At 69.1% G+C, this 19,300-nt stretch carries 20 protein-coding genes, 1 other RNA gene and 1 riboswitch; of the genes, 12 read left to right on the forward strand and 9 right to left on the reverse strand.

The window, feature by feature from the left end:
- The first annotated feature begins 9 nt into the window (after nt 1–9).
- The 5 genes from KHO18_RS18255 to KHO18_RS18275 all read left to right on the forward strand — a co-directional run bounded on the left by KHO18_RS18255 (nt 10) and on the right by KHO18_RS18275 (nt 5,740).
- Complete coding sequence (locus KHO18_RS18255) at nt 10–738, forward strand: GntR family transcriptional regulator (protein ID WP_144197918.1); 729 nt, start codon at nt 10–12, stop codon at nt 736–738.
- A complete protein-coding gene (locus KHO18_RS18260) occupies nt 735–2,207 on the forward strand; it encodes a malonyl-CoA decarboxylase domain-containing protein (RefSeq protein WP_144197919.1) in 1,473 nt (490 codons plus the stop codon). The genes KHO18_RS18255 and KHO18_RS18260 overlap by 4 nt, the downstream gene beginning before the upstream one ends.
- 96 nt (nt 2,208–2,303) lie before the next feature.
- On the forward strand, nt 2,304–3,314 hold the full coding sequence (locus tag KHO18_RS18265) for a Bug family tripartite tricarboxylate transporter substrate binding protein (protein ID WP_144197920.1): 1,011 nt from the start codon (nt 2,304–2,306) through the stop codon (nt 3,312–3,314).
- The gene (locus KHO18_RS18270) at nt 3,314–4,096 is read left to right on the forward strand and encodes an enoyl-CoA hydratase/isomerase family protein (RefSeq protein WP_144197921.1); all 783 of its coding nucleotides are present in this window, start codon (nt 3,314–3,316) and stop codon (nt 4,094–4,096) included. The genes KHO18_RS18265 and KHO18_RS18270 overlap by 1 nt, the downstream gene beginning before the upstream one ends.
- Before the next feature lie 90 nt (nt 4,097–4,186).
- On the forward strand, nt 4,187–5,740 hold the full coding sequence (locus KHO18_RS18275) for a malonate--CoA ligase (RefSeq protein WP_211943664.1): 1,554 nt from the start codon (nt 4,187–4,189) through the stop codon (nt 5,738–5,740).
- Nucleotides 5,741–5,794: 54 nt separating this feature from the next.
- Here the strand turns inward: KHO18_RS18275 and KHO18_RS18280 are convergent, their stop codons facing one another.
- The 6 genes from KHO18_RS18280 to KHO18_RS18305 form a co-directional block, all read right to left on the reverse strand.
- Nucleotides 5,795–6,487 carry an SIMPL domain-containing protein gene (locus KHO18_RS18280; protein ID WP_144197923.1) on the reverse strand — a complete coding sequence of 231 codons (693 nt, stop codon included), beginning with the start codon at nt 6,485–6,487 and terminating at the stop codon, nt 5,795–5,797.
- Nucleotides 6,488–6,606: 119 nt separating this feature from the next.
- Nucleotides 6,607–7,419, reverse strand: a complete 813-nt coding sequence (locus tag KHO18_RS18285) for a sulfite exporter TauE/SafE family protein (protein WP_144197924.1) — start codon at nt 7,417–7,419, stop codon at nt 6,607–6,609.
- 10 nt (nt 7,420–7,429) lie between these two features.
- Nucleotides 7,430–7,870: an EVE domain-containing protein gene (locus KHO18_RS18290; RefSeq protein WP_144198124.1), complete on the reverse strand. Its 441-nt coding sequence runs from the start codon at nt 7,868–7,870 to the stop codon at nt 7,430–7,432.
- Between the two features lie 112 nt (nt 7,871–7,982).
- Nucleotides 7,983–8,198: non-coding RNA, 6S RNA (ssrS, locus tag KHO18_RS18295), on the reverse strand.
- 324 nt (nt 8,199–8,522) lie between these two features.
- A complete protein-coding gene (locus KHO18_RS18300) occupies nt 8,523–8,861 on the reverse strand; it encodes a cell division protein ZapA (RefSeq protein WP_144197925.1) in 339 nt (112 codons plus the stop codon).
- Nucleotides 8,858–9,193 carry a hypothetical protein gene (locus KHO18_RS18305; protein WP_144197926.1) on the reverse strand — a complete coding sequence of 112 codons (336 nt, stop codon included), beginning with the start codon at nt 9,191–9,193 and terminating at the stop codon, nt 8,858–8,860. Before KHO18_RS18305 ends, KHO18_RS18300 begins: the two co-directional genes overlap by 4 nt.
- 201 nt (nt 9,194–9,394) lie before the next feature.
- A riboswitch (cobalamin riboswitch) is annotated at nt 9,395–9,658 on the forward strand.
- A gap of 78 nt (nt 9,659–9,736) precedes the next feature.
- On the opposite strand from KHO18_RS18305, the gene KHO18_RS18310 reads away from it, so the two are divergent.
- From KHO18_RS18310 to KHO18_RS18340, 7 genes are read left to right on the forward strand one after another with little or no spacing between them, the layout of a single operon-like run.
- Nucleotides 9,737–11,683 (forward strand): TonB-dependent receptor plug domain-containing protein, encoded by a 1,947-nt coding sequence (locus tag KHO18_RS18310; RefSeq protein ID WP_144197927.1) that lies wholly within the window; start codon nt 9,737–9,739, stop codon nt 11,681–11,683.
- Between the two features lie 36 nt (nt 11,684–11,719).
- Entirely contained in the window at nt 11,720–12,727 is a 1,008-nt protein-coding gene (locus KHO18_RS18315) for a FecCD family ABC transporter permease (protein WP_144197928.1), read from the forward strand.
- Nucleotides 12,724–13,539, forward strand: coding sequence for an ABC transporter ATP-binding protein (locus KHO18_RS18320; RefSeq protein WP_144197929.1), 816 nt, complete (start codon nt 12,724–12,726; stop codon nt 13,537–13,539). The genes KHO18_RS18315 and KHO18_RS18320 overlap by 4 nt, the downstream gene beginning before the upstream one ends.
- Nucleotides 13,540–14,181, forward strand: coding sequence for a cob(I)yrinic acid a,c-diamide adenosyltransferase (gene cobO / locus KHO18_RS18325; protein ID WP_211943665.1), 642 nt, complete (start codon nt 13,540–13,542; stop codon nt 14,179–14,181).
- Nucleotides 14,182–14,200: 19 nt separating this feature from the next.
- Nucleotides 14,201–15,265 (forward strand): nicotinate-nucleotide--dimethylbenzimidazole phosphoribosyltransferase, encoded by a 1,065-nt coding sequence (cobT, locus tag KHO18_RS18330; RefSeq protein WP_144197931.1) that lies wholly within the window; start codon nt 14,201–14,203, stop codon nt 15,263–15,265.
- Nucleotides 15,266–15,287: 22 nt separating this feature from the next.
- Nucleotides 15,288–16,064, forward strand: coding sequence for an adenosylcobinamide-GDP ribazoletransferase (locus KHO18_RS18335; RefSeq protein WP_144197932.1), 777 nt, complete (start codon nt 15,288–15,290; stop codon nt 16,062–16,064).
- A complete protein-coding gene (locus tag KHO18_RS18340) occupies nt 16,049–16,645 on the forward strand; it encodes a histidine phosphatase family protein (RefSeq protein ID WP_144197933.1) in 597 nt (198 codons plus the stop codon). Before KHO18_RS18335 ends, KHO18_RS18340 begins: the two co-directional genes overlap by 16 nt.
- 32 nt (nt 16,646–16,677) lie before the next feature.
- Here the strand turns inward: KHO18_RS18340 and KHO18_RS18345 are convergent, their stop codons facing one another.
- The 3 genes from KHO18_RS18345 to KHO18_RS18355 form a co-directional block, all read right to left on the reverse strand.
- Entirely contained in the window at nt 16,678–17,580 is a 903-nt protein-coding gene (locus tag KHO18_RS18345; RefSeq protein WP_211943666.1) for a cobalamin-binding protein, read from the reverse strand.
- A gap of 1 nt (nt 17,581) precedes the next feature.
- On the reverse strand, nt 17,582–18,610 hold the full coding sequence (gene cobD / locus KHO18_RS18350) for a threonine-phosphate decarboxylase CobD (protein ID WP_211943667.1): 1,029 nt from the start codon (nt 18,608–18,610) through the stop codon (nt 17,582–17,584).
- The coding region (locus KHO18_RS18355) for a cobalamin biosynthesis protein (RefSeq protein WP_211943668.1) at nt 18,607–19,300 on the reverse strand (694 nt) is incomplete at its 5' end. The genes KHO18_RS18355 and cobD, both read right to left, overlap by 4 nt.

Raw genomic sequence — 19,300 nt, forward strand, 5'->3', positions numbered from 1 at the left:
GGAGGCATCGTGCGAATCATCCGGCAGGCGCTGTACCTCGAAGTGGCAGACCGTTTGCGGGCGATGATCGACGATCACACGCTGATGCCCGGCGCATGGATTGACGAAGTGGCGCTGGCCGCCTCGCTCGGCACCTCGCGCACGCCGCTGCGTGAGGCGCTCAAGGTGCTCGCGGCCGAAGGGCTGGTGCGGCTGGAGCCCCGGCGCGGCTGCTTCGTCAACGCACTGACCGAGCAGGATCTCGATGAGATCTTTCCGCTGATGGCGCTGCTCGAAGGCCGCTGTGCCTACGAGGCCGCGCGCAACGTCACCCAGGACGATCTCGACGCGCTGGAGGGCCTGCACGCCGACCTCGCGCGCTACGCCCAGGCCGGCGACATCGACGCCTATTACGAAACCAACTACCAGATTCACGAGGCGCTCCAGCGCCTGGCCGGCAACCGCTGGCTGTCCGGCGTGGTCAGCGACCTGCGCAAGGTGCTGCGCCTGTCGCGCCACAAGAGCCTGAAGCTGCCGGGCCGGATTCACGAATCGTGCGCCGAGCACATGTCGGTGTTTTCCGCGCTCAAGGCGCACGACCCGGAAGGGGCGGAGGCGCTGATGAAGACCCACGTGCTGCGCCAGCGCGGCGCGCTGCGGGCACTGGATCGCGCCGATCCGGCCCCGGAGCCGGCCGGGTCAGCTGACACCGCCGACGCCCCCGTTCTTCGCAACGTTCTCGCTGCAGGAGTCTCATGAGCGCCCTCGATCCCGCCGAACAGAAAGTCAGCGCCCCGCTGGAAGCCACGGAACCGGTCGGCGATACCTTGCTGTCGCGCTTCGGCCGCTGGTGGAGCCGCAAGGGCGACGCTGAAGCGGCCCCGGCCAAGCGGCCCAAGGTGGAGGAGGGCGACACCCCTGCGCTGTCCACGCGCGCGATGAAGCGCCAGCGCGAGCAGCTTCGCCCCTGTTTCGATGCCCGGCTGACCGATGGCGCCGCCAACGCCGCCGCGCAGGCGTGGCAGGCGGAATACGAAGCCGCCTCGGAGCCCGTGCGCCAGGCGATGCTGACCGTGCTGGCCGAAGTGGCGGCCGGCGCCGATGGCCCCGGTGCGAAGGCAGGATCACATTCCGGATCACATTCCGGATCACATTCGGGATCACATTCGGGCGCGGCGTCCGGGCTGTCGCAGGCGCTGTCCAACGCGCGCATCCGCTTCTTCAAGCGGTTGGCCGCGCACCACGGCAAGAGCGACAACAGCGCGTGCGGCCTGCACTTCCTGATCCAGCTGCGCGCGGACATGCTCCGCTGGCACAAGCGCGTGCCGGGCCTGCGCGTGCTCGACGAAGACCTGGAGGCGCTGTTCTCGAACTGGTTCGATGTGGGCCTGCTCGAGTTGCAACCCATCACCTGGGACTCGCCCGCCTCGCTGCTGGAAAAGCTGATCCGCTACGAGGCCGTGCACGAGATTGCCTCGTGGACCGACCTGCGCAACCGGCTCGACTCGGACCGCCGCTGCTACGCGTTCTTCCACCCGCGCATGCCGCGCGAGCCGCTGATCTTCGTCGAGGTAGCCTTCGTGCCCGAGATGGCGGCCAATGTGCAGGCGCTGCTCGACGAAGCCGCGCCGCTGGAAGACCTGCGGCGGGTCAAGTGGGCCATCTTCTATTCGATCTCGAACACGCAGGCCGGGCTGCGCGGCGTGAGCTTCGGCAATTTCCTCTTGAAGCGTGTCATCGAGGAATTGCAGCGCGAGTTCCCCAAGCTGAAGCAGTTCGCCACGCTGTCTCCGCTGCCCGGGTTTGCCGATTGGCTGCGCAAGCAGCACGGCGACGCGATCGCGACGATTCTGGGCGAGAAGCGCCTGGCGCGCTGGACCGAGCGCCACGGCACGCCGCCCACGGATGGCGCCGGCTGGCTGGCCGCGCTGCCCGCCGATGCGCCGGACCCCGTAGTGCGTGATACCGCGCTGACGCTGGCCGCGCATTACCTCGTGCGCGAGGGCGCGCCGGGGCAGCCGGCGGACCCCGTGGCGCGCTTCCACCTGGGCAATGGCGCCTGCGTGGAGCGGCTGAACTGGGCTGCCGACCTGTCGCGAAAAGGCCGCGCCCAGTCGTGCGGCATGATGGTGAATTATCTTTACGTGCCGGAGGCGCTGGATGACAATCTGGCACGCCTTGGCGATGGCAATCCCCGCATGAGCCGTGCGGTGGGCAAGCTGCTGTGACCCCTGGGTCGGGCACGGATGGCGCCGGGCAATCTTGTCGGGTGAATGTAGTACTTCGATTGACTTTCCGCAGCAAGTAGAGAGAGGAGACAGTACATGAATCGTCGTCAGTTCCATCTGACCGCGTGCGCGCGTGCGTTCGCGGTTGTGGCGGGTGTTGCCGCCGCGTCGGCAGGGTCGATGTATGCGCCGGCCGCCCTGGCCGATACGTGGCCGAGCAAGCCGGTCACCGTGATCGTGCCGTTCCCCGCCGGCGGCGGCACCGACGCCTTCGCGCGTCCGCTGACCGCCCAGTTGTCCAAGCAGCTCGGCAAGCAGTTCGTGATCGACAACCGTGGCGGCGCGGGCGGCACCGTGGGCGCCAGCATCGCCGCCAAGGCCGCGCCGGATGGCTACACCATCTTCATCGGCGGCGCGCACCATGCCATCGCCCCGTCGTTCTACAAGAAGCTCGATTACGACATCGAGAAGGATTTCATCCCCGTCACCGTGATTGCCCAGCCGCCGCAGGTGGTGGTGGTGAATCCGACCAAGGTGCAGGCCAACACGCTCAAGGAGCTGATCGCCTACGCCAAGGCCAATCCGGGCAAGCTGAACTACGGCTCTGCGGGCAATGGCTCCTCGCACCACCTGGCGGGCGAGCTGTTCAAGCTGCAGACGCAGACCTTCATCACGCACATCCCCTACAAGGGGGCCGGCCCGGCGCTGTCGGACCTGATCGCTGGCCAGGTGGACATGCTGTTCGACGGCCTGGGTTCGTCGGCGCAACACATCCGCGCGGGCCGCATCAAGGCGCTGGCGGTGGCGTCGAACAAGCGCTCGCCGGCCTTCCCGAACGTGCCGACGGCGGCCGAGGCGGGCGTGCCGAACTACGAGGTTTCCACGTGGTACGCGCTCTGGGCGCCGAAGGGCACGCCGAAGGAAGTGATCGACCGGCTCTACACCGAGACCACCAAGGCGCTGAACTCGCCGGAAATGAAGCAGGTCTGGCTCCAGAATGGCTCGGAGACGCCGGCGTTCACGCCTGAACAGTTCGCCACGTTCCAGCATGCCGAGATCAAGCGCTGGGCCGAGGTGGTGCAGCGCTCCGGCGCCAAGATCGACTGATGGGCGGCACCGTCACGTTCGCGCGGGACGGCGCCGTGGCCACGGTCACGCTGTCGCATCCGGGCAAGCTCAACGCGATCTCGACCAGCATGTGGCAGGCGCTGGCCACGGGCTTCGCGGAGCTGGCGGCGGATACGTCGCTGCGCTGCGTGGTGGTGCGGGGCGCCGAGGGCAATTTTGCCGCCGGCGCCGACATCGCCGAGTTTCCGGTCGTGCGGGGCGACGAGGCGTCGGTGCGCCGCTACCACACGGAGATCCTCGCCCCGGCGCTGGCGGCCATCGCCACGTGCCCGCATCCGACGCTGGCGATGATCGAGGGTGTCTGCGTGGGCGGCGGGCTGGAAATTGCCTGCCACTGTGATTTGCGCATTGCCGCGGCGGGCAGCCGCTTCGGCGTGCCGATCAACCGGCTGGGTTTCCCGATGGCGCCCGGAGAACTGGGCGGGCTCCTGGCGCTGGCCGGGCGCGCCGTCACGCTGGAAATCCTGCTGGAAGGCCGCGTGTTCGATGCGGCCGAGGCCGAGCGCAAGGGCCTGCTCACGCGCGTGGTGGCCGAGTCCGCGCTCCACGACGAGGTGGCCGCCACGGTGCAGCGCCTCTGCGCCGGCGCGCCGCTGGCCGCCCGGATCAACAAGGCGACGATCCGTCGCCTGTCGTCCGATCCCGCGCCGCTTACGGCGGCCGAGATCGACGCGCATTTCGCCTACGCCGGCAGCCGCGATCACGCCGAAGGCGTGGCCGCCTTCCTGGCGCACCGGCGGCCCGAGTTCACCGGGGAGTAAGATGGCGGCCGGCCGGCACGTCCGCGTGCCGGTTTCGCCACCGTAATCCCGTCTTATTCGCCGGCATCCTATTTCCTTCGATTCCGTACCATGAACGCCAATCTGTTCGCCCTGTTCGAATCCCGCTTTCCCGTCGACCGCAGCGCGTGCTGCATCGAGACCCATGACGGGCTGTACTACAGCTGGGATGACCTGGACCGCGCCACCGCCAAGATCGCCAACCTGCTTGCCGCGCTGAAGCTGCCGGCCGGCGCGCGCGTGGCCGTGCAGGTGGAGAAGTCGCCCGAGGCGCTGTTCCTGTACCTGGCCACGCTGCGCGCGGGCTACGTGTACCTGCCGCTGAACACCGCGTACCAGGAATCGGAAATCGACTATTTCGTGGGCAATGCCGAGCCCGCCGTGGTGGTCTGCGGCAGCAAGAACTTCGGCTGGGTGTCGAAGGTGGCGTTCCGCCACAACACCGCGCACGTATTCACGCTGGACGACGACCGCAGCGGCTCGCTGCTGGCCCGCGCGGCCGCCCAGCCGGATACCTTCCAGACCGTGACGAAGGGCGACGATGACCTCGCGGCCATCCTCTATACCTCCGGCACCACGGGCCGCAGCAAGGGCGCGATGCTGACGCACCGCAACCTGGCCTCCAACGCCCAGACGCTGCACGAATACTGGGGCTGGCGCAGCGACGACGTGCTGCTGCATATGCTGCCCATCTTCCACGTGCACGGGCTGTTCGTGGCCTCCCACGGCGCGCTGCTGGCCGGGGCCAAGATGATCTGGGCGCCCAAGCTCGACATGGCGCAGATTCTTGCCTTCCTGCCGCGCGCGACGGTGATGATGGGCGTGCCGACCTACTACGTGCGCATGCTGCAGGAGCCGCGCTTCAACCGCGAGGTGTGCCGCAACATGCGGCTGTTCGTGTCGGGCTCGGCGCCGCTGCTGCTGGAGACGTTCGACGGCTTCCGCGAGCGCACCGGCCACACCATCCTGGAGCGCTACGGCATGAGCGAGACCGTGATGCTGGTCTCGAACCCGTACGATCCCAAGCTCGGCGAGCGCATTGGCGGCACGGTGGGCATGCCGCTGCCGGGCGTGTCGGTGCGCGTGATGGACGGCGAAGGCAACCCCTGCACGCCGGGCGCCATCGGCAATGTGGAGGTCAAGGGCCCGAACGTGTTCAAGGGCTACTGGCGCATGCCGGAGAAGACCGCCGAGGAATTCACCGCCGACGGCTGGTTCAAGACCGGCGACGTGGGCCGCTTCGGCGGTGCCATCGTCAGCCAGGCGGGCGAGCGCAAGGTGCCGGACAACTATCTGACGATCGTGGGCCGCAGCAAGGACCTGATCATCTCGGGCGGCTACAACGTCTATCCGAAGGAAATCGAGAGCTTTATCGACGAACTGCCGGGCGTGGTGGAATCGGCCGTGATCGGCGTGCCGCATGCCGATTTCGGCGAGGCCGTGGTGGCCGTGGTGGTGCGCAAGCCGGGGGCGGAGATCGACGAGGCGGGGATGATCGGCACGCTGCGTGGGCGCATCGCCAACTTCAAGGTGCCCAAGCGCGTGCACGTGGTGGACGAGCTGCCGCGTAACACGATGGGCAAGGTGCAGAAGAACGTGCTGCGGGAGCAGTTCGCCGCGCTGTGATGGATTTCCCCCTCGCCCTGTGGAAACGGGGGAGGGGGAAGCCAGACTGGCTGGTTACTTCACCATCTGCACCGACCCATTGACCGACACGGTCACATGGGCCTTGCCGCCTTCCATCGGGATCGGCGCGCCGGCATCGGCGGACATCGCCTTGGCGGCATACATGCGCGGCGTCGGCGGCACCACGCCGCCGCTGTCGTTCATCGACACTTCTCGAATCGTATAACCGCTATAACCGAACAGCTTGGTGCTGACCTGGGCTTTGTCGCGGAATGCCGACACGGCTTGCTCGGCCAGCTTGGCCTCGGTGGCCTGGCGTGCCTCGCGCGAGAGCGAGAAGGCAACGTTCTGCACCTGCATCTGGTTGGCCAGTTCTCCGGCCAGCTTCGACACCGCCGCGAAATCCTTCGACTTCAGGATCACTTCCGAGCGCCCGCGCCACGTGCTGATGCGGCCGTTGCGGTCCGTGCTCGGATGGATGGTGAAGCCGCCCGACTGGGCCTCCACGCCCGAAGTGCGCTTGGCCTGCGCCAGCACGGCCTGCGTGCGCGCCGACAGCGCCGACGAGATGGCCGACGGCTCGGCGCCTTCCTGTTCCGCGGCCAGCGTCAGTTGCACCACGTCGGTGGGTACCTCGGTGACCGCCTCGGCGGACAGCGACAGCACGCCGGCGGGCGGCGGCAGGGTCTGGGCCGATGCCACGGCAGCCGTGGTAGTCAGCAGAGAGGCCGCAAGCAGATGCTTCATGTTTTGTTCTCCCGATCAAAGTGATGGCTTTCAGACGCCTTTCCGTGCACTTCGTTCCGCGCGCGCTTCCCATGACTGTATCCGGGTGTTTCGCCGTGTAATACGGGGGGGCAGGGCAGTCAGAACGTCTGCCACGCCTTCCAGAGCATGTACGAGGCCAGGCAGGCCAGCAGCGCGGCGAACACGCGCCGCAGCGCGTTCACGTCCATGCTGTGGGCCGCCCGGGCGCCCAGCGGCGCGGTCAGCACGCTGGTGATGGCGATGATGCCCAGCGCCGGCAGGTACACATAGCCGAGCGAGCCCGCCGGCAGCCCGCCCACATTCCAGCCGCCCCAGACGTAGCCGACCACGCTGGCGAGCGCAATCGGAAAGCCGAGCGCGGCCGAGGTGGCCACGGCGTTGTGGATCGGCACGTTGCACCAGGTCATGAACGGCACGGAGATGAAGCCGCCGCCGGCGCCGACCAGGCTCGAGATCAGGCCGATGACCGAGCCCACGCCGACCATGCCCGGCGTGCCCGGGAGCCGGCGCGCGGCGGGTGGCCGGCGGCTGCGCAGCATCTGGAGCGCCGAGAAGCCCACGAAGACCGCGAACAGCAGCGACAGCCAGCCGGTCTTGAGCACGCTGAAGATCTTGCCGCCGCCGATCAGGCCACCCAGCAGGATGCCCGGCGCCAGCGCCAGCACAATGCCCCAGCGCACCGCGCCGCGCTTGTGGTGGGCGCGCACGGACGAGAGCGAGGTGAACAGGATGGTCGCCATCGACGTGGCGATGGCCATGTGGACGATGTGGCTGTCGGAGACCTGCATGGCCGTGTAGAACAGCGTCAGGAACGGCACCATCAGCATGCCGCCGCCCACGCCGAGCAGCCCGGCGCAGAAGCCGGTGAAGGCGCCGAGGATCAGCAGCCCGGGAATCAGGACAGGACTCATGGCAGGTCCGTCACTTCATCAGCCGTTCGGTGATATAGCGCCATTCCGCCGGCGTGACCGGCGTGATGGAGAGGCGGTTGCCGCGCCGGAGCACCACCATGTCCGCCAGCGCCTCGTGCTCGCGCAGTGCGGGCAGCGGAATCAACGCGCTCTTGCGTACGAAACGCACATCCACGAGCGACCAGCGCGGTTCCTCGGGCTTCGAGGCCTTGTCGTAGTAATCGCTCTTGGGATCGAACTGCGTGGGATCGGGGTAGGGCTGGGAGCAGACCTCGGCCAGTCCGGCGATGCCGGGCTCGGGGCAGGAGGAGTGGTAGAACAGCACACCATCGCCGATGCGCATCTGGTCGCGCATGAAGTTGCGCGCCTGGTAGTTGCGCACGCCGGTCCACGGCAGCGTGCCGCGCTTGGCAAGATCGTCGATGCTGGCTTCGTCCGGCTCGGACTTCATCAGCCAGTACTGCGGGGCGCGTTGGCCCGGTTTGGCGGCGGGTGGCGTCACGGTACCAGTGTCCGTCGGTCAATAAAAAAAGGCGGTGGTTCTGAAAACCACCGCCTTCTGAGGGGTCCCCGCCTCGGCCGCTGGGTCGGCATCCTGAACCCAAGTGAGGTTCAGAGTGGCTGCGGAAGTCGTATTTTGGGTACATCACCCACTCAGGGAGTCCAGGCGAACCCAGACTATGAATGCGGTGACGCGCTCGCCCACACGACATAATCCCGCACCATGCAATGCATATCGGTTCAAGGAGTTATGACCCTCACGAACCAGGCAGGGAAACTGTCAAACGTCTGACTTTATATTCACCTTATGCTGCGAGCAGCTGGGGTGATGTCAGACGTTTGCCGTTTCGAAACAGGATGGGATGAAAACGGCGGTCGGGCGCGATAACCTGACCTGTATGCTGCACCGGTAAGGCGTTTGTGCAGTCTGGCTACACTATACACCGCGTCGTCAGGCATACCAAGTTCGGCATGTTGCATCGTTACATTTTCAACACCGGACATCGGCCAGATCCGACATTGCGCCATCGGCTTCACATGCCTGTCATGTGCGGCCGATGCGGTGTGATTTCAAGTCCGGCCAGATTCGGCCGATGTCGATGTCAGCCCTGCGCGCGGGGGTCGGTGCCCACGTGCGCGTACTGCCGCAGTGCCTCGTCGGCGCGCTCGTTCAGCTCGCGGATGCGGGCCCGCACGGCGTCCACGGGAATCTGCCCGTCCTCTTCCTGCTTGCGGCGCATGGCCAGCAGGTCCGAGGCAATGCTGATGGCGGCCATCACGGCCACGCGCTCCACGCCCTTGGCGGAGACGTTGCCCTTGAGCTTGTTCATCTGGTTGTCCACCAGCGCCACGGCTTCCAGCAGCGCGGCTTCATTGTCCGGCGCGATGGCGAAGCGGTAGGGCTGCCCCGCGATGTTCACTTCGACTTGCTTGTTGCTCATGCGTGTTCTCCGGGGGCGGGGTGCGCGCCGCTGGCATCGGGGTCGGTGCCGGTGGCCGGGGCGCCTTCACCCAGCAAATCGAGCTGGCGCGCATCGCTGGCCGTGGGCAGCTTGTCCAGGATCGACTGGATGCGCAGCTGGGCTTCCTCGATCTTGATATTGAGCAGTTCGCGGTCGGCCGCCATGGCTTCGCGGTCCGTGCGCAACTGGCTCGCCTCGGCCCGCAGGCGGTCGATCTCCGCGCGCAGCCGCTGGTTTTCCGCCGCCAGGGTGTCTGCATGATGCAGCACGCGCCCGATCTTGGCGGCCAGTTGTTCGAGTTCGTTGAGCATAGTGCCTGTCTGTCCGATGGATTGTGGGTCAGGTTTCGGGATTCTAGCCGATGCCGGATCGGCCACGTTGTCAACGAGACGTTTCTGACTGCAGCGTCGCCAGGAAGTTGCATCGATCGTCACGCAACATGCGGGTAACCGGCCCCGGAGTGGACGGTTCCGCACCACGTCCGCCAGATTGACGGCCCCGGTGAAACTGCCTACACTCGCGCACGTTCCAGGTGCTCGCGACCCTGCCCACAGGGCCGCAGTTCAACGGGAAACAGGGAGTCCGGGGCGCGCCGCGCGCTGGGCCAACCTGTGCTGCCCCCGCAACGGTAAGCGACCGCGCACGCGCCATGCGCCGCGCAAGGGCCTGCCAGCATGCCACTGATCCACCCCGCCATGTGACGGGGATCCACCGATCGGGAAGGCGGCCGGCCTGATGTCGTCAGCCCGGATACCGGCCTGAACGCGGGCGCACCGCTCCACACGGCGGCGCGCCACTTCGCCATATGGCCCGCGGGGGAACGGGCCCGGCCGTGCTTCCATCCATCCAGCAACATGCGTTCCTCGCTCCACAGGCCGACCGCCGCGACACAGCCGCCGGTCCGCCCACTCGTGCCCGCCATCCTGGCGGCCATCGCTGTTTTCTCGTCCGTTTCCCTGCCCGCCATGGTCCACGCGCAAACCGCGCCGGAGGCCAGCGGCGCCGCCCCCGGCCAGACGCTCGCCCCGGTCGTCGTCACCGCCTCGCGCACCGCGCAGGCCGTGACCGAGGCGCTGCCGCACACCACGGTGGTCACCCAGGAAGACATCGTCAATGCCCAGGCGCCGGACCTGCGCTCGCTGCTGCGCGGCCAGGCGGGCGTGGAATTTGCCACCACGGGCGGCATGGGCGCCAACACCACGCTGTTCATGCGCGGCGCCAATTCCAACCAGGTGCTGATCCTGGTGGATGGCGTGCGCATTGCCGGCGCCAGCGGCGGCACCGCGCAGCTCGCCAATATCCTGCCGGACCAGATCGACCATATCGAGGTGGTGCGCGGCAACGTCTCGGCCCTGTATGGCTCCGACGCCATCGGCGGCGTGGTGCAGATCTTCACCAAGAGCGGCGCCGGCCAGGCCCCGGCGGCCAATGCTTCGGTGGAGTACGGCAGCAACAACACGCGCCAGGGCACCGTCGGCTATGGCGGGCAGGTGGGCGATACCTCGTTCAACGTCACCGGTTCGATCTTCAAGACCGACGGCTATTCGTCGATCGACGCCGCGGCATGGAATCGCGACAACCCCACGCGCGCCCGGCAGGGCATCGGCCCGAACCCGGCCGACAACCCGTACGAGAACAAGAGCGTCTCCGGCCAGGTGAAGCACAAGTTCAGCCAGGACTGGGACGCCGGCGTGGCCGCGTACTACGCCAACAGCCAGCTCTCGTACGACAGCGCCAGCGGCAAGCCGACCGACGACCTGCGCATGGATAGCGAGCTGTACACGCTGTCCGCCTTCGTCAACGGCAGGCTGCTGCCCGACTGGCGCACCCATTTCAAGGTCGCCCAGAGCGAGGACCGCGCCGAAACCAGCAAGAACGGCCTGTTCGACAGCCTGTTCAGCACCCGTTCCCGCCAGTTCAACTGGCAGAACGAGTACGCGCTGACGCCTGACCACACGCTGCTGTTCGGCACCGACTACCTCCAGCAGGAACTGTCGTCCAGCGCCTACAACGCCCCCACGCGCAATGTGTTCTCGGTCTACGGCGGCTACGAAGGCAAGATCGGCCGCCACCAGCTGCAGCTGAACGCGCGCAACGACCATTATTCGGACTTCGGCAACCAGGGCAGCTTCTTCGCCGGCTATGGCTTCCACCTGACCCAGGCGGTCAAGCTGATCGCCAACGTCAGCAACGCTTTCCGGGCGCCGACCTTCAACGAACTCTATTACCCGAACTTCGGCCAGCCGAACCTCCAGCCCGAGCGCGCCAAGTCGGCCGAACTGGGCGTGCAGGTGGAAACCGCCGCCACCGGGCTGCTGCGCGTGACCGCGTTCGAGACCCGCTACAACGACCTGATCGTCTCCACGCAGCAGGCCAGCGGGTTGTTCCTGGCGCAGAACGTCAACAAGGCCAAGGTGCAGGGGGTGGAGGCGTCCTGGCGCGCCAACCTGCTCGGCACGGATGTCGGCGCCAGCGTGACCTTCCAGAATCCGGTCGATGAAACCAACGGCACCCAGCTGCTGCGTCGCGCGCGCCGCCATGCGTCGGTCGATGTCGGCCGGAATTTCGGCGATTTCCGATTCGGGGGCGAGTGGCTGGTGTCGTCGTCGCGGATGGACAATGGCTCGCGCCGGCTGGGCGGATACGGTATCTTGAACCTCACCGCCCGCTACAACATCGACAAGCAATGGTTCGTCGCCGCCCGCGTGGAAAACCTGTTCGACAAGAACTACCAGCTCGCCTATCCGTACGCCACGCAGGGCCGGGCGGGGTTCGTCACGCTGGGATGGCGCCAGAAATGAGGCCCGGCAAGGCGCCGCGCGGGGACGGTGCCCGCCATGGCTGAGGCGCGCCGCGCGCTGGCCGTCTGGCTGGTCCTCGCCCTGGCGGGGCTGGCCGTGTTCGGGCTGTCGCTGGCGCTGGGCAGCGTGTCGCTCGATGCCGCGCAGCTCTGGCAGGCCCTGAGCGCCACCGATGCCGGCATGGCCGGCGCCATTGTCAGGGAATTACGACTCCCCCGCGCCGTCGCCGCGTTCGCGTGCGGTGGCCTGCTGGCGCTCTCCGGCGCGCTGATGCAGGTGCTGCTGCGCAACCCGCTGGCCGAGCCCTATGTACTAGGCGTCTCGGGCGGCGCCGCCACCGGCGCGTTGCTGGCGATGCTGCTGATGCTGCCGCTGTGGACCGTGCAGGCGGGCGCCGCCGGCGGGGCGCTGCTGTCGATGGTGCTGGTGGCCTCGCTGGCGCGCCGGGACCTGCTCCACCCGCGCGTGCAGGGCGGCCACCACGAGGCGGGCGCCCGCCTGCTGCTGACCGGCGTGATCCTGGCCGCCGGCTGGGGCGCGCTGATCACGCTGATCCTGGCCATCGCGCCGGAGTCGCGGCTGCGCGGCATGCTGTTCTGGCTGACCGGCGACCTCGGCGGCACCGCCAGCTACGGCGCCGCGCTGGCCACGCTGGCCGTGGCGCTGGCGCTGGCCATGCCGATGGCGCGCTCGCTCAACGTGATGCTGCTCGGCGAGACCGTGGCGCAATCGCTGGGCGTGCAGGTGGGCCGGGTGCGGCTGGCCACGTTCCTGATCGCCTCGTTCGCCATTGCGGCGGCGATCACCACCGCCGGGTCGATCGGCTTTGTCGGCCTGGTTGTACCGCACATGGTGCGGCTGGCCTGGGGCAACGACCAGCGGCTGCTGCTGCCGGCGTCGGTGCTGCTGGGCGGCACATTGCTGATGGCGGCGGATCTGATCGCCCGTACCGTGATCGCCCCGACCCAACTGCCGGTGGGTGTGATTACCGCGCTGCTCGGCGTGCCGACCTTCCTCTACCTGCTGCTGCGGAGGCCGCGATGAACCACTGGTCTACGCCGCTTGCGCCCTGTCCCAGCCTGCACCTGCGCGACGTCGCCCTGCGCACCGGGTCGCGCGTGCTGGTGGAGCATCTGTCGATGGCCATCGCGCCGGGCGAGTTCTGGTGCGTGGTCGGCCCGAATGGCGTGGGCAAGTCCACGCTGATGGGCGTGCTCGCCGGCCTGCGCGCGCCCGATGGCGGCGAGGTCCGCATCGACGGCACCCCGGTCACCCGCGCCGCGCCGGCCGCGCTCGCGCGCCAGCGGGCCTACCTGCCGCAGGCCGTGCATGACACCTTCTCGATGGCCGTGCAGGACGCCGTGCGCGTGGGACGCCATCCGCACATGAGCGGCTGGGGCTGGGGCCAGGGCGATGACGACCGCGTGGTGCGCGACGTCATGACCGAACTCGACCTCGACGCCCTGACCACGCGCGACGTCCTCACGCTCTCCGGCGGCGAGCGCCAGCGCGTGTCGCTGGCTGCCGCCATGGCCCAGCAGGCGCCGCTGCTGCTGCTGGACGAACCGGTGGCTCACCTCGACCTGCGCCACCAGATCCTCGTGCTGGAACTGCTGCGCCGCCTGACCACGGCGGGCCGCCACGCGGCCATCGTGATCCTGCACGATCTCAACCTGGCGCGCCGCTACGCCACGCATGCGCTGCTGATGTCCGAAGACGGCCAGGCGCTGCATGGCCCCGCGCCGGATGTCCTCACCCCCGCGCAGTGCTCCCGGGCGCTGCGCACCCCCATTGTCAGCGTCAGCGACGGCCTCTATACCGCGCTGATTCCGAATGGGACGACTGGAAATTCGTAAATGAGCGATATCGACAACAACACGCCGGACACCTCGGAAGACGATGGCCGTGACGCCCGCCACAAGGCCCGCATGGCGCGCAAGAAGGAGGTGGTGGATGCCAAGATCTCCGCCGCGCAGACCGAGCGCGGCGTGATCGTGATCACCACCGGCAACGGCAAGGGCAAGTCCAGCTCGGGTTTCGGCATGGTCGTGCGCGCGATGGGGCACGGCATGCGTACGGGCGTGGTCCAGTTCATCAAGGGCGCCATCCCGAGCGGCGAGGAGATGTTCCTCCAGCGTTTTTCGGAAGAATGTGAGTTCCACGTGATGGGCGAGGGCTACACCTGGGAGACCCAGGACCGCGCACGCGACGTGGCCAAGGCCGAGGCCGCCTGGGACATCGCCCGGCGCATGCTGCGGGATCCCGCCATCGGGTTGGTCCTGTTCGACGAACTGAATATCGCGCTGAAGCTGCATTACCTCGACGTGGAGCAGGTCATCGCCGACCTGCGCGCCCGTCCGCCGATGCAGCACGTGGTCATCACCGGCCGCGGCGCGCCGCCCGCGCTGGTCGAGGCCGCCGACACCGTGACCGAGATGACCCCGGTCAAGCACGCGTTCCAGCAGGGCATCAAGGCCCAGCGCGGCGTGGAAATGTAAAGACACTGCGGAAATATCGATGTCCACCTTCACCGACACCCCCCTGCAACGCCCCCCGATCGCCCCGCTCGATGACTCGCTGCGCGCCGCGCTCCAGGCCGCCATCGACGACAAGACCAAGCCGCCCGGCTCGCTGGGCCGGCTGGAGTCGCTGGCGATGCAGATCGGCCTGATCCGGGGCGAGACCCAGCCGGTGCTGACCCGCCCGACCATCATCGTGTTTGCCGGCGACCATGGCGTGGCCGATGCCGGCGTGAGCGCCTTCCCGCCTGAAGTCACGGCCCAGATGGTGCTGAACTTCCTCGGCGGCGGCGCGGCGATCAACGTCTTCACGCGCCAGCACGGCATGGTGCTGGAAGTGGTGGATGCCGGCGTGCGCGCGCCGCTGCCGGCCGCGCCGGGGCTGGTCAACTGCCGTGTGGCCGATGGCACGCGCAATTTCGTCGAGGAAGCCGCGATGACGCCGGCGCAGGCGGGCGCGGCCATCCAGGCCGGCATGGCGCGCGTGCTGCGCCATGCGGAGCAGGGCACCAATGTGATCGGCTTCGGCGAGATGGGGATCGCCAACACCTCCGCCGCCGCCTGCCTGATGAGCCGGCTGACCGGCCTGCCGCTGGCCGACTGCGCCGGGCGCGGCACCGGGCTGGACGAGGCCGGCGTGGCCCGCAAGCGCGAGATCCTCGAGCGCGCGCTGGCCCGCCATGCCGAAGTCACCGCGCCGCTGGACGTGCTGGCCACCTTCGGCGGCTACGAGATCGCGGCGATGACGGGCGCCTACCTGGCTGCCGCCGCCTGCCGCATGGTGATTCTGGTCGATGGCTTCATCGCCTCCGCCGCGCTGCTGGTGGCGGCGCGGATCGACCCGACCGTGCTCCAGTACTGCGTGTTCTCGCATTGTTCCGATGAGCGCGGCCACAAGGCCCTGCTGGCCGAATTCGGCGCCGAGCCGCTGCTGGCCCTGAACCTGCGCCTGGGCGAAGGCACCGGCGCGGCGCTGGCATGGCCGCTGGTGGCTTCGGCGGCGGCGTTTCTCAAGGAAATGGCGACGTTCAGCGGTGCCGGCGTGAGCCCCGGCGCGGCCTGATCGGACCCCGGAAAACCCGACCATGGCCGACGAACTGCGCTTCTTCCTGACCGCCCTCGGCTACTTCACGCGCGTGCCGCTGCCGCAGCGGCTGGCCGGCTGGGTCGGTTTCCAGCCGCACTTCCTCAACGCGGCGGCGCGCTACTTTCCGCTGGTGGGGCTGCTGGTGGGCGTGGCCGGCGCGCTGGTCACCTGGGGCGCGCTGGCCTTGTGGAGCGCCCCCGTGGCCGTGGCGCTGGGCATGATCGCCACGCTGCTGCTGACCGGTGCGTTCCATGAGGATGGCCTGGCCGATTGCGTGGATGCCTTCGGCGGCGGCTACCGGCGCGAGGACGTGCTGGCCATCATGCACGACTCGCGCGTGGGCGCGTTCGGGGCCATCGCCATCGTCATGGCGCTGCTGCTCAAGTGGCAGCTGCTGCTGGCCACGGGCGACGCGGGCGGGCTGGCCGTGCTGCTGGCAGTGCTGGTAGCCGGCCATGGCGCGAGCCGGGCGATGGCGATCTCCTTCCTCGCCACGCACGACTATGTGCGCGCCGAAGGCAAGGCCAAGCCGGTGGCACAGCGGCTGGCCGGGGCCGGCCTGCTGTTCGCGCTGGTCTGCGGCGTGGCGCCGCTGGTGCTGCTTGGGCCGATGTTCGCGGGCGTGGCCATCGTCGTGCTGGTAGGGGTGCGCGCCGCGCTGGGCGCGTACTTCGTGCGCCGGCTGGGCGGCTACACCGGCGATTGCCTCGGCATGGCGCAGCAATGCGGCGAACTGTCGATCTACCTCGTGGCGGCCGCATGGACGTGGTCCTGATCCGCCACGCCCGGCCGGAAGTGGCGCCGGGCATCTGCTACGGCGCGCTGGACCTCGCGCTGGCGCTGCCCGTCTCGCCGCCCGCCGAGCGGATCGTCGCCACGCTGGACGGCCTGCGGCCGGACCGCATCCTGACCAGCCCGGCGGCCCGCGCGCGCGACACGGCGACAGCCTTGTCCCACGGCATCGACACCCGCATCGACCTGGAAATCGAACCGCGCCTGCGCGAGCTGGACTTCGGCCAGTGGGAAGGGCGGGAGTGGGCGACCATCGACCGCGCCGATCTCGACCACTGGGCAGCGAACCTGATGGCGGCGCGCCCCCACGGCGGCGAGAGTGCTGCGCAGGTCATGGCGCGCGTGGTGGACTGGGCCGGTTCGCTGCCGGCCGACGCCGGCGGCTGCCTGTGGGTGGTGACCCACGCCGGCCCCATCCGCATGCTGGCCGCGCACTGGCTGGGCCTGCCGCTGGCGCGCACGCTGGCGTGGGAACTGGGCTTTGGCGCCACGTGCCGTTTCCATCTGGAGGGTACGGATGGCAGCGGCGCACGGCTCGGCTGGTGGAACCGGCTGTCGAACTAGTTCGAATTCGGTCGAACGAGTACGAATCTGAGTCAGGACGGCCGGCGCGAGCGCGCGATATCGAGATCCTTGCATATCTCGGCCGCGCCCTGCACCACGCGCGGGCCGGCGCGGTTGACCAGGTCACCGTCGATGATGAACAGGTTGTTGCGCGCCACCGCCGTCACCGACTTCCATTTTTCCCACATCGAGAAATCCGCCAGCGGCTTGTCCGGCCGCGTGGCGCCGATGCCCGCCGTCATCATCGCCTCGGGGTTGCCGGCCACCACCGCTTCCACGGACACGGTCGGCACCAGCGGCGGTTCGTTCCCGAACAGGTTGCGGCCGCCGCACAGCGCCAGCATGTCGCTGACCATGTGCTGGCCGTTCAGCGTCATCAGCGGCTGCTGCCAGACCTGATAGAAGACCGTCACCGGGGGCCGGTTGGCGTAGGTCTTGCGCAGCGTCTCCACCTGCTGGCGGAAGTCCGCGGCGGCGCGCGTGGCCACCGGGCCGGTGTCCATCAGCTTGCCCAGCTTCTCCAGGTTTTCCGGGATCGATTCGAGCTTGCGCGGCTCGCTGAAGTACAGCGGCAGGCCGAGCGCGCGCAGGCGGTCGGTCTGCTTCTGCGCGTTGCCGTGGCGCCAGACCACGATCAGGTCCGGCTTCAGCGCGGCAATTCGTTCGAGGTCCAGCGCCTTGTTGTCGCCCACGCGCGGCAGGTCGCGCGCCTGCGGGGGGTAGTCGCTGTACGAGACCGTGCCGACGATGCGGTCGCCGCCGCCAGCGGCGTAGAGCAGCTCCGTCACATGCGGGGCCAGCGAGACGATGCGGCGCGCGGGCTGGGCCAGCGTCACGGTGTTGCCGGCATCGTCGATCACGGAGATGGCCGCGTGGGCGGGGCAGGTCAGTAGCGCGGCAACCAGGGTGGTCAGCGCGGCGATGGACTTCGTCATGTCAGGGGGCGAGAGAGGAGGTGGCGTCGGCCAGCGCGCGGTCAAGCCGGCGCCAGCAGGGTTCGTCATCGGGTGGCAGGCCCAGGCGCAGGCTGGCGGGGCAGCCGCCGGCCGCATCGAACAGCCGGGTCCACACGCCTTGCTGCGCCAGCGCCGCGTGCAGGGCCGGCGCGCGGGCATCGGGGATCCAGCTGAACAGCGGCTGCGACACCGGGGACAGCCCGTGTTCGCGCAGCAGCATGGCCAGCCGCTGGCCGGCGGCGGCCAGCCTGGCGCGCGTGGCGTGCTGCCAGTCGGTATCGGCAAGGGCATGCTGGGCGACGGCGCGCGCCGGGCCGGAGACGGTCCAGTGGCCGAGTTGATCGCCGAGAGCCGCGAGCAGGTCCGGCGCGGCGAACACGAATCCGCAGCGCACGCCCGCCAGCCCATAGAACTTGCCGAGCGAGCGCAGCACGACGAGGCCCGGCGCGGCGGCCTCCGCCACCAGCGACGGCGCGGCCAGCGCATCCATGAAGGCCTCGTCCACGACCAGCGTGCCGTGCCGGGCCGCCACTTGCCGATGCCAGTGGCGCAGCGTCTGCGCCGGCAGCAGCCGCGCGGTGGGGTTGTTCGGATTCACGACCACCAGATGGTCGAGGTCATCGGCCAGATCGACCCGGGCGAAATCGGCTTCATCGAGCGGCACGACCGTGTGCCCGGCCAGCGCGAACGCCGGGGCGTACTCGCTGTACCCGAGCGCGGCAATGCCCACCCGCCCGGGCCGCAGCAGGCGCGGTAGCGTGCGGATGGCCGCCTGCGAGCCGGCGACCGGCAACGCGTGCGCACCGCCGTAGGCGCGCGCGGCGATGTCCGCCAGGGCGTCATCGTCCTGCGGCAACCGTTGCCAGACCTCGGCGGGCAGCGGCGGCACCGGGTAGCCATCGGGATTGATGCCCGTGGACAGGTCGAGCCATTCGGCCACGGGCCGGCCATAACGGCGCGCGGCGGCGAGCAGGTTGCCGCCATGGCGGATCGGGGCGAGGGCGCTCATGCGGCCACCTCCAGCCCCATCGCCAGCGGCACGCTCAGCATCGCCAGCCCGAGCCAGAGCCACAGCGTGCGCTGCACCAGCCGCAGGCAGGCATCGACATGGGCCGCGCCGGGCCGCTCGCCCACGCCGAGGGGCGGGCGCTCCTCCCACTCGCCGTGATAGCGCGCGCCGCCACCGAGCGCCACGCCCACCGCGCCGGCGCCGGCCGCCATCACCGGACCCGCGTTGGGGCTGGACCACGCGGGCGCCTGCGTGCGCCAGCAGCGCAGCGCCTGCCCGGTAGCGCCGAGCAGCGCATAGGTCAGCGCGGTCAGCCGGGCGGGGATCAGGTTGAGGCCATCGTCGATCCGCGCGGCGGCCCAGCCGAAATGCAGCAGGCGCGGCGTGCGATAGCCCCACATCGCGTCGAGCGTATTGGCGAGCCGGAATACGATCACCGCCGGCGCGCCGCCGATGAAGAACCAGAACAGCGCGCCGAAGATGGCATCGTTGCCGTTCTCGAGCGCCGATTCGCAGGCGGCGCGGGCCAGCGCCTCGGCGTCGGCATCGGTGGTGTCGCGGGAGACGATGCGCGCGGTCAGCCGGCTGGCATCGGCAAGGTCGTTGCGCGCCAGCTCGGCGGCAATCGGCGCGATGTGCTGGTCCATTCTGCACGCGCCCAGCGCCGAGTATAGCGCCGCCGCGTGCAGG

Source organism: Cupriavidus campinensis (assembly GCF_905397395.1).
GTDB classification, from domain to species: domain Bacteria; phylum Pseudomonadota; class Gammaproteobacteria; order Burkholderiales; family Burkholderiaceae; genus Cupriavidus; species Cupriavidus campinensis.

Bases quoted from the DNA above. Each gene is read 5' to 3' on its own strand.
- KHO18_RS18260 (WP_144197919.1), top strand. From the start codon at position 735: ATGAGCGCCCTCGATCCCGCCGAACAGAAAGTCAGCGCCCCGCTGGAA.
- KHO18_RS18265 (WP_144197920.1), top strand. From the start codon at position 2,304: ATGAATCGTCGTCAGTTCCATCTGACCGCGTGCGCGCGTGCGTTCGCG.
- KHO18_RS18270 (WP_144197921.1), top strand. From the start codon at position 3,314: ATGGGCGGCACCGTCACGTTCGCGCGGGACGGCGCCGTGGCCACGGTC.
- KHO18_RS18275 (WP_211943664.1), top strand. From the start codon at position 4,187: ATGAACGCCAATCTGTTCGCCCTGTTCGAATCCCGCTTTCCCGTCGAC.
- KHO18_RS18280 (WP_144197923.1), bottom strand. From the start codon at position 6,487: ATGAAGCATCTGCTTGCGGCCTCTCTGCTGACTACCACGGCTGCCGTG.
- KHO18_RS18285 (WP_144197924.1), bottom strand. From the start codon at position 7,419: ATGAGTCCTGTCCTGATTCCCGGGCTGCTGATCCTCGGCGCCTTCACC.
- KHO18_RS18290 (WP_144198124.1), bottom strand. From the start codon at position 7,870: ATGAAGTCCGAGCCGGACGAAGCCAGCATCGACGATCTTGCCAAGCGC.
- KHO18_RS18300 (WP_144197925.1), bottom strand. From the start codon at position 8,861: ATGAGCAACAAGCAAGTCGAAGTGAACATCGCGGGGCAGCCCTACCGC.
- KHO18_RS18305 (WP_144197926.1), bottom strand. From the start codon at position 9,193: ATGCTCAACGAACTCGAACAACTGGCCGCCAAGATCGGGCGCGTGCTG.
- KHO18_RS18310 (WP_144197927.1), top strand. From the start codon at position 9,737: ATGCGTTCCTCGCTCCACAGGCCGACCGCCGCGACACAGCCGCCGGTC.
- KHO18_RS18315 (WP_144197928.1), top strand. From the start codon at position 11,720: ATGGCTGAGGCGCGCCGCGCGCTGGCCGTCTGGCTGGTCCTCGCCCTG.
- KHO18_RS18320 (WP_144197929.1), top strand. From the start codon at position 12,724: ATGAACCACTGGTCTACGCCGCTTGCGCCCTGTCCCAGCCTGCACCTG.
- cobO (WP_211943665.1), top strand. From the start codon at position 13,540: ATGAGCGATATCGACAACAACACGCCGGACACCTCGGAAGACGATGGC.
- cobT (WP_144197931.1), top strand. From the start codon at position 14,201: ATGTCCACCTTCACCGACACCCCCCTGCAACGCCCCCCGATCGCCCCG.
- KHO18_RS18335 (WP_144197932.1), top strand. From the start codon at position 15,288: ATGGCCGACGAACTGCGCTTCTTCCTGACCGCCCTCGGCTACTTCACG.
- KHO18_RS18340 (WP_144197933.1), top strand. From the start codon at position 16,049: ATGGACGTGGTCCTGATCCGCCACGCCCGGCCGGAAGTGGCGCCGGGC.
- KHO18_RS18345 (WP_211943666.1), bottom strand. From the start codon at position 17,580: ATGACGAAGTCCATCGCCGCGCTGACCACCCTGGTTGCCGCGCTACTG.
- cobD (WP_211943667.1), bottom strand. From the start codon at position 18,610: ATGAGCGCCCTCGCCCCGATCCGCCATGGCGGCAACCTGCTCGCCGCC.